This is a genomic window from Bradyrhizobium oligotrophicum S58 (assembly GCF_000344805.1).
Taxonomy (GTDB): Bacteria; Pseudomonadota; Alphaproteobacteria; order Rhizobiales; family Xanthobacteraceae; genus Bradyrhizobium; species Bradyrhizobium oligotrophicum.
In genome coordinates, this window is sequence record NC_020453.1 from 3,350,897 (window position 1) to 3,365,437 (window position 14,541).

Sequence of the window (14,541 nt, forward strand, 5' to 3'; positions counted from 1 at the left end):
CGAGCGGCGGCACGTTGAGGGAATGCGAGGGAGCGGGTTACTTCTCCAGCCGCGCCAACAGGCTCGACGTATCCCAGCGCTTGCCGCCGAGCTTCTCGACCTCGGAGTAGAACTGGTCGACCAGCGCGGTCACCGGCAGATGGGCGCCGTTGCGACGCGCCTCGCTGATGCAGATCGACAGGTCCTTGCGCATCCATTCCACCGCAAAACCAAAGTCATATTTGCCGTCGTTCATGGCCTTGTAGCGGTTCTCCATCTGCCAGGACTGGGCGGCGCCCTTGGAGATGGTTTCGATCACGGCGGCAACGTCGAGGTCGGACTTCTTCGCAAAATGGATGCCTTCGGCAAGGCCCTGCACGAGGCCCGCGATGCAGATCTGGTTGACCATCTTGGTCAGCTGGCCGGAGCCCGCCGGTCCGAGCAGCTTGCACATCCGGGCATAGGCCGCGATCACCGGCTCGGCGCCGGCATAGGCGTCCGCGGTGCCGCCGCACATCACCGTCAGCACGCCGTTCTCGGCACCGGCCTGGCCGCCGGACACGGGGCCGTCGATGAATTTGAAGCCGGCCTTGGTCGCTGCGGCATCGAGTTCGCGTGCCACTTCAGCCGAGGCGGTGGTGTGGTCGACGAAGGTCGCGCCCTTGGCCATGCCGGCGAAGGCGCCGTCGGGGCCGATCGTGACCGAGCGCAGGTCGTTGTCGTTGCCGACGCAGCACATCACGAAGTCCTGGCCCTCGGCGGCCTGCTTCGGCGTCGGCGCTGCCTTGCCGCCGAACTTGTCGGCCCATTCCTTCGCCTTGGCCGCTGTGCGGTTGTAGACCGTGACCTCGTGACCACCCTTCTTCACGAGATGTCCTGCCATGGGGAAACCCATGACGCCGAGACCGATGAAAGCGACTTTAGCCATATGAGCTACCTTGACCTTGGGGTTCGGGCCTGCGGCCTTGGGATGGCCGGGCTGTTCTTGGAAAGGAACACATCAGCATCCGGTCGGGTCGCGGCGGCATGCTGGACGCCGCACCATACCGGCTTGAGAGGCGGGGGCAACGGCTTCGTGACGGATGCGAAAGCTCCGGCTCGTGCTAAAGAGGCATCATCATGACGGCTTGCAAAGCCGTCCTCCGGCAACGAAATCCAGTCAACCAACGAACCAGCCAGGGGAGTGTCTCGCATGGGCATCAGCGTCGGCGTGCTCGATCATTTCAATATCCGGACCCGCAACCTGCAGGAGACGGTGCGCTTCTATGAAGACGTGCTCGGGCTCGAGAACGGCGCCCGGCCGAACTTCGCCTTTCCCGGCGCCTGGATGTACAGCGAGGGTCGTCCCGTGGTGCATCTGGTCGACATCTCGCAGACCTCGGAGCCACAGAAGCCGGACTCCGGCGTCGTCCACCACGTCGCTTTCGTCAGCCGTGGCTTTGCCGGGATGAAGGCGCGGCTCGCCGCCAAGGACATGCCGTTCGACGCCCGCCAGGTTCCGGGCGGCGAACTGTGGCAGATCTTCGTGCGCGACCCCAACGGCGTGATGATCGAGCTGAATTACGAGGCAGCGAAAGAGCAGGCCGAGGATGCGCCTGTCGAGACCGCCGGCGACATCGGAACCATGGTGGCGTTTTGAGCTGACCTTCATTATGAAGCAGCGCAACAGAAGGCTGGCGCGATCCTCTCGGCAACGACGGAAGATCGCGTCCGGCCAACAGGATAGGGCGCGACGATGTGGCGCGTTCTGAACGTTTTCAGGAGACGCGCCGTGAGCGTGACGCAGCAGCAGGTTCTTGAGGCACTCAAACGGGTCCGCTCGCCGCGCGGCGTGGCGCTCACCGACGCCGGCGTGCTGTCGCCGATCACGGCCAATGACGGCAAGGTGTTCTTCTCGATCAATGTCGAGGCCAGCGAGGCCCGCGCCTGGGAAGATACCCGCACCCAGGCCGAAGCGGCCGTCCGCGCCATTCCCGGCGTGACCATGGCCATGATCGCGCTGACCGCCGAGCGCAAGGCGGGCGCTGCCGCCCCGCCGGCGCGGCAGGGCGGCGTGCAGCCGGTCTCTGCGCATCGTCCGCATCAGCACCAGCATCCGGCTGATTCGCCGATGTCGAAGCAGGCGGCGATTCCCGGCATCGCCGCGGTGATCGCGGTGGCCTCGGGCAAGGGCGGCGTCGGCAAGTCGACCACCGCCATCAATCTCGCACTGGGCTTGCGCGATCTCGGCCTCAAGGTCGGCCTGCTCGATGCCGACATTTACGGTCCCTCGGTGCCGCGGCTGACCGGCCTGCAGGAGAAGCCGCAGCTGACGCCCGAGAAGAAGATGATCCCGCTGTCGCGCTTCGGGCTTTCGATCATGTCGATCGGCTTCCTGGTCGACGAGGACAGCCCGATGATCTGGCGCGGGCCGATGGTGATGTCGGCAATCAACCAGATGCTGCGCGACGTCGCCTGGGGCACGCTCGACGTTCTCGTCGTCGACATGCCGCCGGGCACCGGTGATGCCCAGCTCACTTTGGCGCAGAACGTGCCGCTCAAGGGCGCGGTGATCGTGTCGACCCCCCAGGACCTGTCGCTGATCGATGCCCGCCGCGGGCTCGCGATGTTCCGCAAGGTCAACGTGCCCGTGCTCGGCATCATCGAGAACATGAGCTACTTCCAGTGTCCGGAGTGCGGCACAAGGTCCGACATCTTCGGTCATGGCGGCGCACGCCACGAGGCGGAGCGGCTCGGCGTGCCGTTCCTTGGTGAGATCCCGTTGCACATGGACATCCGCGCGACCTCCGATGCCGGCAAGCCGTTGGTCGAGAGCGAGCCGAACGGACCGCACGCGGCGATCTACCGGGCGATCGCTTCGTCCGTCCGGGATCAGCTCAAGGAGGCGATCGCTGCTGCTTGATGCACTGCAGCGAAGCCCCTGCGACCATTGGACGGTTCGTCATTCCAACGTCGCGTTTCCGCTTAACCGGTTCCGTGCTAAAGCCCGGCCCGGATCGTCTTCGACCGTATGCGGACAATCGCGTCGGCGGATAAATGCTTTCAAACGGGAAACGCCCCAACAAGGAGATGCCTTAAGATGAAGCGTCGTGATTTTCTGAAGGTCTCGGCCGCCGGTGCGGCAGCCACCGCGGCGGTTGCGTCGCCTGCGATCGCGCAGTCGATGCCCGAAATCAAATGGCGGTTGACCTCGAGCTTCCCGAAGTCGCTCGACACGATCTATGGCGGCGCCGAGTTTATGGCGAAGCAGGTCGCGGAGATGACCGACAACAAGTTCCAGATCCAGGTCTTCCAGGCTGGTGAACTGGTGCCGGGCCTGCAGGCGCTCGATGCGACCTCCAAGAACACCGTCGAGATGTGCCATACGGTGTCGTACTACTATGTCGGCAAGGACCCGACCTTCGCGATCTTCGCCTCGGTGCCGTTCGGCCTCAATGCCCGGCAGCAGAACTCCTGGCTGTACCAGGGCGGCGGCAACGAGCTCGCCAACGAGTTCTTCAAGAAGTCCAACGTGATCGGCTTCCCCTGTGGCAACACCGGCACCCAGATGGGCGGCTGGTTCCGCAAGGAGATCAAGACCGTTGCCGACCTCTCGGGCCTCAAATTCCGCATCGGCGGCATCGCCGGCCAGGTGCTGCAGAAGCTCGGCGTCGTGCCGCAGCAGCTTGCGGGCGGCGACATCTATCCGTCGCTGGAGAAGGGCACCATCGACGCCGCCGAGTGGGTCGGTCCCTATGACGACGAGAAGCTCGGCTTCCAGAAGGTCGCCAAGTACTACTACTATCCGGGCTTCTGGGAAGGTGGTCCGACCGTCCACGCCTTCGCCAACCTCGACAAGTACAACGAGCTGCCGAAGCACTATCAGTCGATCCTCGCCAACGCGACGGTGAACGCCAACACCTGGATGGCCGCGCGCTACGACCAGGTGAACCCGGCGGCGCTGAAGCGCCTGGTCGCCGGCGGCACGCAGTTGCGCCCGTTCACCAACGAGGTGCTCGAAGCCTGCCTCAAGGCGACGAACGAGCTGTGGGGCGAGATCTCGGCCAAGAACGCCGACTTCAAGAAGGTCATCGACGCGATGCAGGCCTACCGCTCTGATGAGTATCTGTGGTGGCAGGTCGCAGAGTACACCTACGACAGCTTCATGATCCGCTCGCGCACCCGCGGCTGATCTCGATACTCAATCGGCGGATCGACTTGAGCCCGGCCTCGCAAGAGGCCGGGCTTTTGCGTTGCGTTGCGACAACGTTTCGCAATGGCACTCCGACGCACTTTGATCCACACTGGAACCGAGGCCTCGCAAGAAGGCTGCCCAGGAAACGAACACACATCACCCCAGGGAGAGAAGACCATGAAGCGGAGAGACTTCATCAAGGTCACGGGGCTCGGCGCTGCCAGTGCGGCCGCGATCGCAGCGCCTGCCATTGCGCAATCGATGCCCGAGCTGAAATGGCGGATGCCGACCAGCTGGCCGAAATCGCTCGATACGCTGTATGGCGGCGCCGAGATCATGGCCAAGGTGGTCGGCGAAGCCACCGACAACAAATTCCAGATCCAGCCGTTCGCCGCCGGCGAAATCGTGCCCGGTCTGCAGGTCGTCGACGCCGTGCAGAACGGCACCGTCGAGATCGGCCACACCGCGTCCTACTACTACTTCGGCAAAGACCCGACCTTCACCTTCGGCTCGTCGGTGCCGTTCGGCCCGAACATGCGCATCAACCAAGCCTGGTACATGCTGGGCGGGGGACGCGAGATCCTCAACGAGTTCTACAAGAAGTACAATGTGGTCTCGCTGCTGGCCGGCAACACCGGCTGCCAGATGGGAGGCTGGTTTCGCAAGGAGCTGACCAGCGTCAACGATCTCAAGGGCCTGAAATTCCGCATTGGCGGCTTTGCCGGCCGCGTGCTGCAGAAGCTCGGCGCGGTGCCGCAGCAGATCGCCGGCGGCGACATCTATCCGGCGCTGGAGAAGGGCACCATCGACGCCGCCGAATGGGTCGGCCCATATGACGACGAGAAGCTCGGCTTCGTCAAGGTCGCGCCACACTACTACTATCCGGGCTGGTGGGAGGGCGGGCCGATGCTGCTCGCCTTCGTCAATCAGGATCGCTGGAATGCGCTGCCCAAGCACTACCAGAAGGTCCTCGAGCAGGCCGGTCATTACGCCAACAACTGGATGATGGCGAAGTACGACCAGGGCAATCCGCCGGCCCTGCGCCGGCTGCTTGCCGCCGGCGCCAAGCTGCATGCGTTCTCGCCGGAGATCATGCAGGCCTGCCTGAAGGCGGCGCGCGAGCTGCACAACGAGGTGTCGGCCACCAATCCCGATTTCAAGAAGACCTACGAGTCGCTGTCGGCCTTCGCCGGCAACGGCTATTCCTGGTTCCAGGTCGCCGAGATCGGCTACGACGCGTTCATGGCGCGCAACTCGCAGAGCTGAAAGCGCGCCGCGGCGGCGCGTCTGCTCCAGTGCGGATGCAAAACAAAACCCCGGCGCATTGCGCCGGGGTTTTTCATTGTCGGGAGCGATCGAGCGCGGGGGCCGTCACTGCTTCGGCGGTCCGACGTCGATCTGCGGCGGGCCGAAATCGAGCGGCGGCGCATCGATCTGCGGAATCTCAATCTTGATCGAGTTCGGATCGACGGCCGAGGCCGTGCCCTTGTAGTGCATGACCATCGAGGGGAACAGGATCACCAGCATCACCATGACCAACTGAATCACGACGAACGGCACGGCGCCCCAATAGATCTGGCCGGTCGTCACCGGCTCCATCCGCTTGCCGGTGACGCGATCGAGATACGACTCCTTCGGTGCCACCGAGCGCAGGTAGAACAGTGCGAAGCCGAACGGCGGATGCATGAAGGAGGTCTGCATGTTGACGCCGAGGATGACGCCGAACCAGATCAGGTCGATGCCGAGCTTTTCGGCCGCGGGTCCCAGCAGCGGGATGATGATGAAGGCCAGCTCGAAGAAATCGAGGAAGAAGGCCAGCACGAACACGAAGGCATTGACGAAGATCAGGAAGCCGATCTGGCCGCCGGGCAGGGAGGTCAAGAGGTGCTCGACCCAGACGTGGCCGTTGACGCCGTAGAAGGTCAGCGAGAATACGCGGGCGCCGACCAGGATGAAGACCACGAAGGCCGACAGCTTGGCGGTGGATTCGACCGCCTGGCGGACCAGGTCGAAGCTGAGCCGGCGCTTGATCGCGCCGAGGATGATTGCGCCCGCCGCGCCCATGGCGCCGCCCTCGGTCGGGGTCGCGAGCCCGATGAAGATCGTGCCGAGCACCAGGAAGATCAGGAACAGCGGCGGCACCATCACGAAGGTGGTCTGCTGCGCCATCCGCGACAGGAATCGGAAGCCGGTGGTGCGCTCCAGCGCCCAGTTCACGACCGCAACGGCGAAGGCGAACACGATGCCGTAGAACATGCTGAGCACGACGAAATCGGCGCCGTGATATTCGGAGCCGCGCATCATCAACCAGCCGAACACGCAGGATGCGAGGAACAGCACGCCGAGCGATTTCAGGCCGCGATCGCCGGAGTCCTCACGAAAGCCGATGGCCTCCGCCGGCAGGCCGGGCGCGGCCTTCGGAAAGATCAGGCTGGTGATGAAGGCGTAGAGCGCATAGATCGCAGACAGCACGAGGCCGGGGATGAAGGCGCCTTCGTACATGTCGCCGACGGACTTGCCGAGCTGGTCGGCCATCACGATCAGGACCAGCGACGGCGGGATGATCTGCGCCAGGGTGCCGGAGGCGGCGATGATGCCGCTGGCAAGCCGGCGGTCATAGCCGTAGCGCAGCATGATCGGCAGCGAGATCAGGCCCATCGAGATCACGGACGCGGCGACCACGCCGGTGGTAGCCGCGAGGAGGGCACCGACGAATACGACCGCGTAGGCGAGGCCGCCGCGGATCGTGCCGAACAGCTGGCCGATGGTGTCCAGCAGATCCTCGGCCATGCCCGATCGTTCCAGCACCAGACCCATGAAGGTGAAGAACGGAATCGCCAGCAACGTGTCGTTGTTCATCACGCCGTAGACGCGTTCGGGTAGTGCTTGCAGGAAGTCCGGCCGGAATTCGCCGAGCCCGATGCCGATGAGGGCATAGAACAGGCCGACGGCGCCGAGCGAGAACGCCGCCGGATAGCCGAGCAGCAGCATGACGACCAGCGAGCCGAACATGATCGGCGCCATATTGGCGATCAGAAACGCTTCCATTGGATAATCCCCCAGCCCGCCGCTTACTTCTTCTCGATCGCTTCGACGAGGTGCTCGACCTCGGCCTCGATCCCGTGGGATTTCGAAGCGTGGGGATCTGGAATGAGTCCGCGCATCACGGCGATGCGCTTGATCAGTTCGGAGACGGCCTGCACCAGCAGGAAGGCGAAGCCGAGCATGATGAGCGACTTCGCCGGCCATTGCGGCAGGCCGCCGGCGTTGCTGGACTGCTCGTTGATCTCGATCGAGCGCAGGAAAAACGGTACGCTGGTGATGATCATGACGATGCAGAGCGGGATCAGGAACAGCACATGACCGACCACGTCGATGGTGTCACGCAGCCATTTCGGCATCATGGCGTTGACGATGTCGATGCGGATGTGCTCGTTGTCGAGCAGCGTCCAGGGCGAGCACAGCAGGAAGACGGCCGAGAACAGCACCCACTGCAGCTCCAGCCAGGAATTCGACGACGTGTCGAGCGTCTTGCGGACGATGGCGTTGATGGTCGAGATGATGACGGCCAGCAGGATCAGCCAGGCCAGTCGTTTGCCGGTCCAGGTCGTAAACGCATCGATCCCACGGCTCAGTTTCAGCAACGCTTGCAACGCAATCCTCCCCGATGTCTCGCGACGTCCCCATAGGCCCGTTCTGGCTGCGCAGCATGCGGCGCAACGGCCTATCCGGCCCGGCAGGCTCTTAAAAACCGGGGCACCATTTCAGCGCCTCGTGTTGCCGTCAATCGGAAAATGGGCAAAAAGCGGCGCTGCCGCAACATGTTGCAGCAGTGGCGGCGTCGGGCAACACCGGGTCGCTGAGGTCGCAGGCGGTCCTCGCGAGCAAGCGAGCCGAATGCACCGGGCCGGTCGTCATCCACATCCGAAGGCCGGGTGGCCGTGTGAAGGCCGATGTTCGGGTCCGCGCGCCGCGCGGCCTCAGAGCACGACGACGCCGGAGTGCTTGGCCTTGTTTTCCGGCTCGACGTGAATCGTGATCCAGCTGTGCTCGTCGTCTTCGTGCAGGGCCGCTTCGATCCGGTCGCAGATCTCGTGCGCCTGATGGACCGACATCTCGCCGGGAACGACCAGGTGAAACTCGATGAAGGTCATCTTGCCGGCATGCCGGGTGCGCACATCGTGTGCCTCCAGCGCGCCGTCGGCGTGCTCGCTGATGATCTGCCGGATGCGCTTGAGCGTGGCATCGGAGACCGCTTCGTCCATCAGCCCGCCGGTCGACTCCTTCAGCACCTGCCATCCCGACCACAGGATGTTGACGGCGACCAGCAGTGCCAGGGCAGGGTCGAGGATCGGCAGCTTCAACATCACCGCGAGCCCGAGTCCGATCACGACGCCGCCCGAGGAGACGACGTCGGTCAGCAAATGGCGGCCGTCCGCGACCAGCGCCGGCGACCGCACCCGCTTGCCGCGCGTGATCAGGAGCCAGCACCAGACGGCGTTGATCACGCTGGCGAAGCCATTCACGGCGAGGCCCTCGACCGGCGCCGAGAACGGCCGCGGATTGAACAGATTTCCATAGGCTTCGTGGACGATCAGGAGCGCCGCCACGATGATCATGACGCCTTCGATCACGGCGCTGAAATACTCGACCTTGTGGTGGCCGAACGGATGGTTGGCATCGGCCGGCTTGGCCGATATCCGCACGGCGAGCAGCGCGACACCGGCAGTGACGACGTTGACGATGCTCTCGAGAGCATCGGAGTAGAGCGCGACCGACCCGGTGATCCAATACGCGAAATACTTGAGGCCGAGGACGATCACCCCGACCACGAGGCTGCCGACGGCGAGCTTGAGCGATTGCGAATGCATGGTGTCCTCACCCCGCATGGGGCGTACTCAACTCCGTTGCGGAACGCAACGCCCGTTGCTGCGACCGAGTCCGGGGAGCCGAAGCGTCGGGTCATGGCCGCTGTGATGCGCGAGACCGCGATGTGCGGACGCTCTCATTCAGGGACATCGGCGGTGCGAGCAGGGGACGGCTGAAGCCGTCAGAAGGCGCTCTGCCAATGAAAAAGGGCCGCGCCCCCGACTTGGGCGCGACCCGGCCAGAAGTGGATGGGCGATGATTCCGACTACTTCTCTTTGATGATCGTCGTGGTGCTGGTGCCGGTGCTGCCGACGGTGCCGGTGTCCTCGCAGACCTTGGTCTGCTTGATGCGGTCCTCGGCTTCCACGCGGCTCGTAAACGCCATCGGTCCGATCTGTGTCACGACTTCCCTGTCGGCGGGGCGCGTGGTGGTGATCGTGCAGCGGTGGCTCGGTCCCTGCACCACGTAGTACTCGTCAGCGAGTGCGGTGGCAGCGGATCCGATGACCAGCGCGCCCGCAAGAAGAAGGGATGCTTTCATTGTCGCCTCTCTTTTCCAGTGACTGCCGAATGGAGGATCGTCGCGAGGAACAGTGGCGCTGTTCATCGTTCAAACCTCTCCGCGGCTGTGCAACTCGCGTGAGGGACGGCGGTTCCGGCATGCGCGAAAAGGCAGGCCGTCTCAACGGCGGTGGTCCCGATGCTGGACGTGCGATCGCGTCATGGCTGGCTGACAGGCGCTGGTGCAACCAGGCCGCCTTGGCTTGCCGCGACCTTTCAGACTGATCTGGTCGGGTCGACGCGCTCGACGAGATGTGCGCGCGACGGCGCTGCATCGAACGGGTCGCCGAAATATTGCGTTTCGTGCGCTACTGCACCGTCGCGGAACTCCATGATGCTCACGACGTAAGAGGGCATCCCGTCATAGGTCAGGACCAGCTCGGTCACCCAGAGATCACCGCCGCCGATGATCCGTCGCACCGCGAAGCGCTTCTTGTTGGGCTGCACGAAGCGGCTTTCCTGAATGTTGCGCCGGCCGTGAATACGCTCACCCGATTGCGGATAGTCCAGCACGGCATCGTCGCGATAGATGTCGTGCTCCGCCTCGAAATCATTGGCATCCGATGCATCCCAATGCTGCTGCAGGGCAGCCCGCCTGGCGTCGTCATCCATCGCGATCTCCCATCCAGCTGCGCGCTCTCATTGCAGAGCATGGCGCAACAGCGGACGCATCGTAGGACGATGGCCGACGGGTCACTACTCCGGTCAGAATGGGCGCGCGGAGATGTGAGCGGCGATGATTGAGCCGTCGGAAGGAGTTCTTCAGGCCGGCGTCACGCCGGCCTCGTCGCGATCCAGATCACGTGGCGGGCGCCGCCGCCACCGCGGCCGGTGGCGCGGATGTTGATCTCCTCAGTGGCGAAGCCGGCCTTGCGCAGGCGCGGGGCGAATTTGTCGTCCGGGTGTGACGACCACACCGCCAGCACGCCGCCGGGGCGCAAGGCGGTGAACGCGGTTCGCAAGCCCGAGGAATCGTAGAGCGCGTCGTTGGATTGGCGGGTCAGGCCCTGCGGGCCGTTGTCGACGTCGAGCAGGATCGCGTCATAGGCGCCGCGTGCCGCGGCGATCAGCTTGACGACGTCGGTCTCGCGGATGTCGACGCGCGGATCCGCGAGGCTTGCGCCGGACAATTCGGCCATCGGCCCGCGCGCCCAGGCGATCACTGCCGGCACCAGCTCGGCGACGGTGACGTGCGCCTGCGGACCCAGCACCTTCAGCGCCGCGCGCAGGGTGAAGCCCATGCCGAGGCCGCCGATCAGCAGATGCGGGGCAGGCCGCGCCTTGATGCGGGCGCAGCTCAAGGTCGCCAGCGCCTCCTCGGAGCCGTAGAGACGGCTGCTCATCAGCTCGTTCTGGCCGAGCTTGATGGTGAAGTCCCGGCCGCGCTGCATCAGCCGCAGCGGCTCGCCGCCGCCCGGCACGTCAGCGGTGTCGATCAGCTTCCAGGGCAGCACTGGATCAGCCGCCCGTCACGCTCATGTGCCGGCTGACGCTCGGGCGGTTGTGGCGACGGTCGATGATGAAGTCGTGGCCTTTCGGCTTCAGGCCGATGGCGCGGTCGATCGCGTCGCTCAACTGCTCGTCGCTGGCGGAGGCGCGCAGCGGCTTGCGCAAATCGGAGGCGTCCTCGTGGCCGAGGCAGGTGTGCAGGGTGCCGGTGCAGGTGACGCGCACGCGGTTGCAGCTCTCGCAGAAATTATGCGTCATCGGCGTGATGAAGCCGATCGTACCACCGGTCTCGGCGACGCGGACGTAGCGGGCAGGGCCGCCGGTGGTCTCGTCGAGATCGGTCATCGTGTACTTCTGCGCGAGCCGGCCGCGCAGCAGCGACAGCGGCAGATACTGGTCGATGCGGCCTTCGCCGATCTCGCCCATCGGCATCACCTCGATCAAGGTCAGCGCCATGCCCTTGCCGTGCGCCCAGTCGATCAGCGCCGGGATTTCATCCTCGTTCATGTTCTTGAGCGCGACTGCGTTGATCTTCACCGCCAAGCCCGCCGCACGCGCTGCCTCGATGCCGGCGAGCACGTGGTCGAGATCGCCCCAGCGGGTGATGGTGCGGAATTTGTCGGGATCGAGCGTGTCGAGCGAGACGTTGATGCGGCGGACGCCGCAATCGGCGAGCTCCGCGGCGTATTTGGCGAGCTGCGTCGCATTGGTCGTCAGCGTCAGCTCGTTGAGGGCCCCGCTCTTCAGATGCCGCGACAGCGAGCGCACCAGGCCCATGACGTTGCGGCGGACCAGCGGCTCGCCGCCGGTCAGCCGCAGCTTCTTGACGCCCTTGTGGATGAAGGCCGAGCACAGCCGGTCGAGCTCTTCGAGCGTCAGGAGGTCGGCCTTCGGCAGGAAGGTCATGTCCTCCGACATGCAGTAGAAGCATCGGAGGTCGCAGCGGTCGGTGACCGAGACGCGCAGATAGCTGATGCGACGGCCGAACGGGTCGGTCATCGGGCGCGTCAGGGCGGTGTCACTCAACGAGTCAGCGGTCATGGAAGGCCTTGGCAGGTGGCTGCGGCACGTGGCGTCGGTGCCACGCGGCGGCCGCGTCAGGTACGGCCGAGGAAGCTTTGCATGCCAATCTAATCACGATCGGCCCGCCTCACAATCGTCGAGGCGCGTCCGTCGATGCTGCGATGCACGCTGGCGCAGGCGCTCAGGCGCCTATTGGCGCGCGGCGCCCGGAACCGGTGCGGGAAAGGTCGACCCGGTCGTCGCTGGCGCCGCGGCCGCGGGGGTGGCGGCGGATTTCTGCGGCTTCGGCTTCTTCGGCCGCATGTGCTTGACGGCTTTCGGCGGCGCCCCCGGCGCCGGCTGCAGTTCGGCGACGACGGGGCTCGGATCCATCACCACCGGCGGTGACGAGTTGAAATCGCCGGTGTTGCGGATCACTTGCACCGGGATGGTCGCCGGCAGGTACTTGTCCATCGTGAAGGTGACGCTGAAGCCGGAATCGGGCGCCGGCACCTGGACGGTGCAGGGGGTGCGGCAGCCCGGTCCGAGCGATGTCTTCGCCTCGGCGCCCGGCGGCACCGAATCGAGCTGCACGGGAATCTCCGGCGCCGCCATCTTGAAGCTGTCCATGGAGAAGGATGAGCAGCCGGCAAGGCCCGCTCCCGCAACCGCAATTGCGATGACACGCCGCATCATGATGTCCGCCCCACAACCCTGCGGCCATCCGCCGCAATCCCACGGCGACCATAGGAGCGTCAGAACAGCGGCGCAACTGCGGTCAACCCTATTCTCAACAGAACGTTAACGCCCGCAGAGGTGCAGATTTCGGGTGCAGCGACAGCAGGTTAGGGCGAAAGGCGGCGCGCCGGGCGGACGTGCCGGAGGTTGCAAATTGGGGCGATCGATCGGCTATTCAGGCGCTCTTCGGGGCCGGGCGAAGGGCTGCGACAGCGGCCGGCAGCTCGCGCATGTGGTCGATCAGGTGGTCCGGATTCAGCTCGGCGATCGGTACGTCCGTATAGCCGAAGGTGCAGCCGATCACCGGCACGCCGGCGCGGCGGGCGGCGCCGACGTCGGTGCCGGCATCACCGACCATGATCGCCGCGCCGATCTCGCCACCGGCCTGGGCGATCGTCTGGCGCAGGATCGTCGGATCCGGCTTGGCGACGCCAAAGGTGTCGGCGCCGCAGATCGCCGCGAAGCGGGAGGACAGGCCGAGCTGGTCGAGCAGCCGCTTCGACAGGAATTCGAGCTTGTTGGTGCACACCGCGAATTGACAGCCGCGCTCGGCAAGCTCGTCGAGTGCCGCCTCCAGCCCCTCGAACGGCCGCGATTCGACCGCGATGTTCTCGGCGTAGAAATCGATGAAATCGGTCGTGAGCCGGTCCATGTCCGCAGGACTGGCGAAGCGGCCCTCCGCCTCCAGCCCGCGCTCGAGCAGCTTGCGCGCGCCATGCCCGATCATCTTGCGGGCCGAGGCCAGCGGCACCGGCCGCAATCCTTCGCGCTGCAATATGTGGTTGAGCGCGCTGATGAGGTCCGGCGCGGTGTCGACCAGGGTGCCGTCGAGGTCGAAGACGATGGTGCTGGAGATGCGCATCGGTATCCGCTACCGGGCGGCCTGCGCGCTTGCAAGAGGCCGCCAACGGCTTTTTGTCCAATTTCCTGACCGCCGAGAGCTAGGCCCCGTGGCAAAACACCGCTAGATATGCGGCGCTTTCGGCCCCCGTCCTCCGGGGGCCCCGGGTCCGAGGGGCGGGTTCTTGATCGACATGGACGCATTGAAACGGCAGGCGGCGGCGCGCGCGCTGGAGGAGGTCGAGAGCGGCATGAGGCTTGGCCTCGGCACCGGCTCGACCGCCAAGCATTTCGTCGATCTGCTCGGGGAAAAGGTGCGCGCCGGCGTGAAGATCGTGGGCGTGCCGACCTCGGAGGCGACGCGGGCGCAGGCGGAAGCCTGCGGCGTGCCGCTGACGACGCTCGACGAGATCGACCGGCTCGACATCACGATCGACGGCGCCGACGAGATCAATCCGGCGCTCGACCTGATCAAGGGCGGCGGCGGGGCCCTGCTGCGCGAGAAGATCGTCGCCAGCGCCTCGGCTCGCATGATCGTGATCGCCGACGACAGCAAATGGGTCGAGCGGCTCGGCCGCTTCCCGCTGCCGATCGAGGTGATTCCATTCGGGCTCGCCGCCACGCAGCGGGCGATGGGCGAGGCGTTCGCCAAGGCCGGCGTGTCCGGGCAGATGCTGCTGCGCAAGTCCGCAGATGGCCACGTTTTCGTCACCGATGGCGGCCACTGGATTATCGACGTCCGCCTTGGGGAGATCGAGGATCCCCCGCGTCTGGCGGGCCTTTTGAGCGCAATTCCGGGCGTGGTCGAGCACGGGCTGTTCATCGGTCTCGGCAGCACGGCGATCCTGGCGGGCGCGCAAGGAATTCGCGTTATCCAGCGGCCGTGAGCGCAGCAGCAACCTGCACTTGAGGCCGCAATCTTACAGGAG

The 14,541-nt window shown here is 65.3% G+C and carries 15 protein-coding genes; 5 read left to right on the plus strand and 10 right to left on the minus strand.

Going from position 1 to position 14,541, the window contains the following annotated elements:
* Positions 1–37: 37 nt before the first annotated feature.
* On the minus strand, positions 38–907 hold the full coding sequence (locus tag S58_RS14430; RefSeq protein WP_015666068.1) for an NAD(P)-dependent oxidoreductase: 870 nt from the start codon (positions 905–907) through the stop codon (positions 38–40).
* A 264-nt stretch (positions 908–1,171) separates the two neighbouring features.
* Between S58_RS14430 and S58_RS14435 the strand changes: the two genes are divergently transcribed.
* From S58_RS14435 to S58_RS14450, 4 genes are all read left to right on the plus strand, one after another.
* Positions 1,172–1,618, plus strand: a complete 447-nt coding sequence (locus S58_RS14435; RefSeq protein ID WP_015666069.1) for a VOC family protein — start codon at positions 1,172–1,174, stop codon at positions 1,616–1,618.
* Between the two features lie 132 nt (positions 1,619–1,750).
* Positions 1,751–2,881 carry an Mrp/NBP35 family ATP-binding protein gene (locus tag S58_RS14440; protein WP_015666070.1) on the plus strand — a complete coding sequence of 377 codons (1,131 nt, stop codon included), beginning with the start codon at positions 1,751–1,753 and terminating at the stop codon, positions 2,879–2,881.
* A 177-nt stretch (positions 2,882–3,058) separates the two neighbouring features.
* Positions 3,059–4,150 carry a TRAP transporter substrate-binding protein gene (locus tag S58_RS14445; protein WP_015666071.1) on the plus strand — a complete coding sequence of 364 codons (1,092 nt, stop codon included), beginning with the start codon at positions 3,059–3,061 and terminating at the stop codon, positions 4,148–4,150.
* Positions 4,151–4,330: 180 nt separating this feature from the next.
* Positions 4,331–5,419: a TRAP transporter substrate-binding protein gene (locus tag S58_RS14450; RefSeq protein ID WP_015666072.1), complete on the plus strand. Its 1,089-nt coding sequence runs from the start codon at positions 4,331–4,333 to the stop codon at positions 5,417–5,419.
* Positions 5,420–5,524: 105 nt separating this feature from the next.
* Here S58_RS14450 and S58_RS14455 read toward each other — a convergent pair whose 3' ends face one another.
* From S58_RS14455 to S58_RS14495, 9 genes are all read right to left on the minus strand, one after another.
* The gene (locus S58_RS14455; protein ID WP_015666073.1) at positions 5,525–7,201 is read right to left on the minus strand and encodes a TRAP transporter large permease; all 1,677 of its coding nucleotides are present in this window, start codon (positions 7,199–7,201) and stop codon (positions 5,525–5,527) included.
* A 23-nt stretch (positions 7,202–7,224) separates the two neighbouring features.
* Positions 7,225–7,806, minus strand: a complete 582-nt coding sequence (locus S58_RS14460; RefSeq protein WP_015666074.1) for a TRAP transporter small permease subunit — start codon at positions 7,804–7,806, stop codon at positions 7,225–7,227.
* 327 nt (positions 7,807–8,133) lie between these two features.
* Positions 8,134–9,024 (minus strand): cation diffusion facilitator family transporter, encoded by an 891-nt coding sequence (locus tag S58_RS14465; protein WP_042340750.1) that lies wholly within the window; start codon positions 9,022–9,024, stop codon positions 8,134–8,136.
* Positions 9,025–9,287: 263 nt separating this feature from the next.
* On the minus strand, positions 9,288–9,563 hold the full coding sequence (locus tag S58_RS14470) for a hypothetical protein (RefSeq protein WP_015666076.1): 276 nt from the start codon (positions 9,561–9,563) through the stop codon (positions 9,288–9,290).
* Between the two features lie 236 nt (positions 9,564–9,799).
* Positions 9,800–10,195, minus strand: a complete 396-nt coding sequence (locus S58_RS14475; RefSeq protein ID WP_015666077.1) for a nuclear transport factor 2 family protein — start codon at positions 10,193–10,195, stop codon at positions 9,800–9,802.
* A 161-nt stretch (positions 10,196–10,356) separates the two neighbouring features.
* The gene (locus tag S58_RS14480; RefSeq protein ID WP_015666078.1) at positions 10,357–11,037 is read right to left on the minus strand and encodes a spermidine synthase; all 681 of its coding nucleotides are present in this window, start codon (positions 11,035–11,037) and stop codon (positions 10,357–10,359) included.
* A gap of 4 nt (positions 11,038–11,041) precedes the next feature.
* Positions 11,042–12,073 carry a GTP 3',8-cyclase MoaA gene (gene moaA / locus S58_RS14485; RefSeq protein ID WP_015666079.1) on the minus strand — a complete coding sequence of 344 codons (1,032 nt, stop codon included), beginning with the start codon at positions 12,071–12,073 and terminating at the stop codon, positions 11,042–11,044.
* 171 nt (positions 12,074–12,244) lie between these two features.
* A complete protein-coding gene (locus S58_RS14490; protein ID WP_015666080.1) occupies positions 12,245–12,727 on the minus strand; it encodes a hypothetical protein in 483 nt (160 codons plus the stop codon).
* Positions 12,728–12,947: 220 nt separating this feature from the next.
* On the minus strand, positions 12,948–13,634 hold the full coding sequence (locus S58_RS14495) for an HAD family hydrolase (protein WP_015666081.1): 687 nt from the start codon (positions 13,632–13,634) through the stop codon (positions 12,948–12,950).
* 166 nt (positions 13,635–13,800) lie between these two features.
* Between S58_RS14495 and rpiA the strand changes: the two genes are divergently transcribed.
* On the plus strand, positions 13,801–14,499 hold the full coding sequence (gene rpiA, locus S58_RS14500) for a ribose-5-phosphate isomerase RpiA (RefSeq protein WP_144058509.1): 699 nt from the start codon (positions 13,801–13,803) through the stop codon (positions 14,497–14,499).
* Positions 14,500–14,541: the final 42 nt, after the last annotated feature.

What these genes read in the sequence shown, in the direction of transcription:
- S58_RS14430 (WP_015666068.1), bottom strand. Translation starts at nt 907, where the DNA reads ATGGCTAAAGTCGCTTTCATCGGTCTCGGCGTCATGGGTTTCCCCATG.
- S58_RS14435 (WP_015666069.1), top strand. Translation starts at nt 1,172, where the DNA reads ATGGGCATCAGCGTCGGCGTGCTCGATCATTTCAATATCCGGACCCGC.
- S58_RS14445 (WP_015666071.1), top strand. Translation starts at nt 3,059, where the DNA reads ATGAAGCGTCGTGATTTTCTGAAGGTCTCGGCCGCCGGTGCGGCAGCC.
- S58_RS14450 (WP_015666072.1), top strand. Translation starts at nt 4,331, where the DNA reads ATGAAGCGGAGAGACTTCATCAAGGTCACGGGGCTCGGCGCTGCCAGT.
- S58_RS14455 (WP_015666073.1), bottom strand. Translation starts at nt 7,201, where the DNA reads ATGGAAGCGTTTCTGATCGCCAATATGGCGCCGATCATGTTCGGCTCG.
- S58_RS14465 (WP_042340750.1), bottom strand. Translation starts at nt 9,024, where the DNA reads ATGCATTCGCAATCGCTCAAGCTCGCCGTCGGCAGCCTCGTGGTCGGG.
- S58_RS14470 (WP_015666076.1), bottom strand. Translation starts at nt 9,563, where the DNA reads ATGAAAGCATCCCTTCTTCTTGCGGGCGCGCTGGTCATCGGATCCGCT.
- S58_RS14475 (WP_015666077.1), bottom strand. Translation starts at nt 10,195, where the DNA reads ATGGATGACGACGCCAGGCGGGCTGCCCTGCAGCAGCATTGGGATGCA.
- moaA (WP_015666079.1), bottom strand. Translation starts at nt 12,073, where the DNA reads ATGACCGCTGACTCGTTGAGTGACACCGCCCTGACGCGCCCGATGACC.
- S58_RS14490 (WP_015666080.1), bottom strand. Translation starts at nt 12,727, where the DNA reads ATGCGGCGTGTCATCGCAATTGCGGTTGCGGGAGCGGGCCTTGCCGGC.
- S58_RS14495 (WP_015666081.1), bottom strand. Translation starts at nt 13,634, where the DNA reads ATGCGCATCTCCAGCACCATCGTCTTCGACCTCGACGGCACCCTGGTC.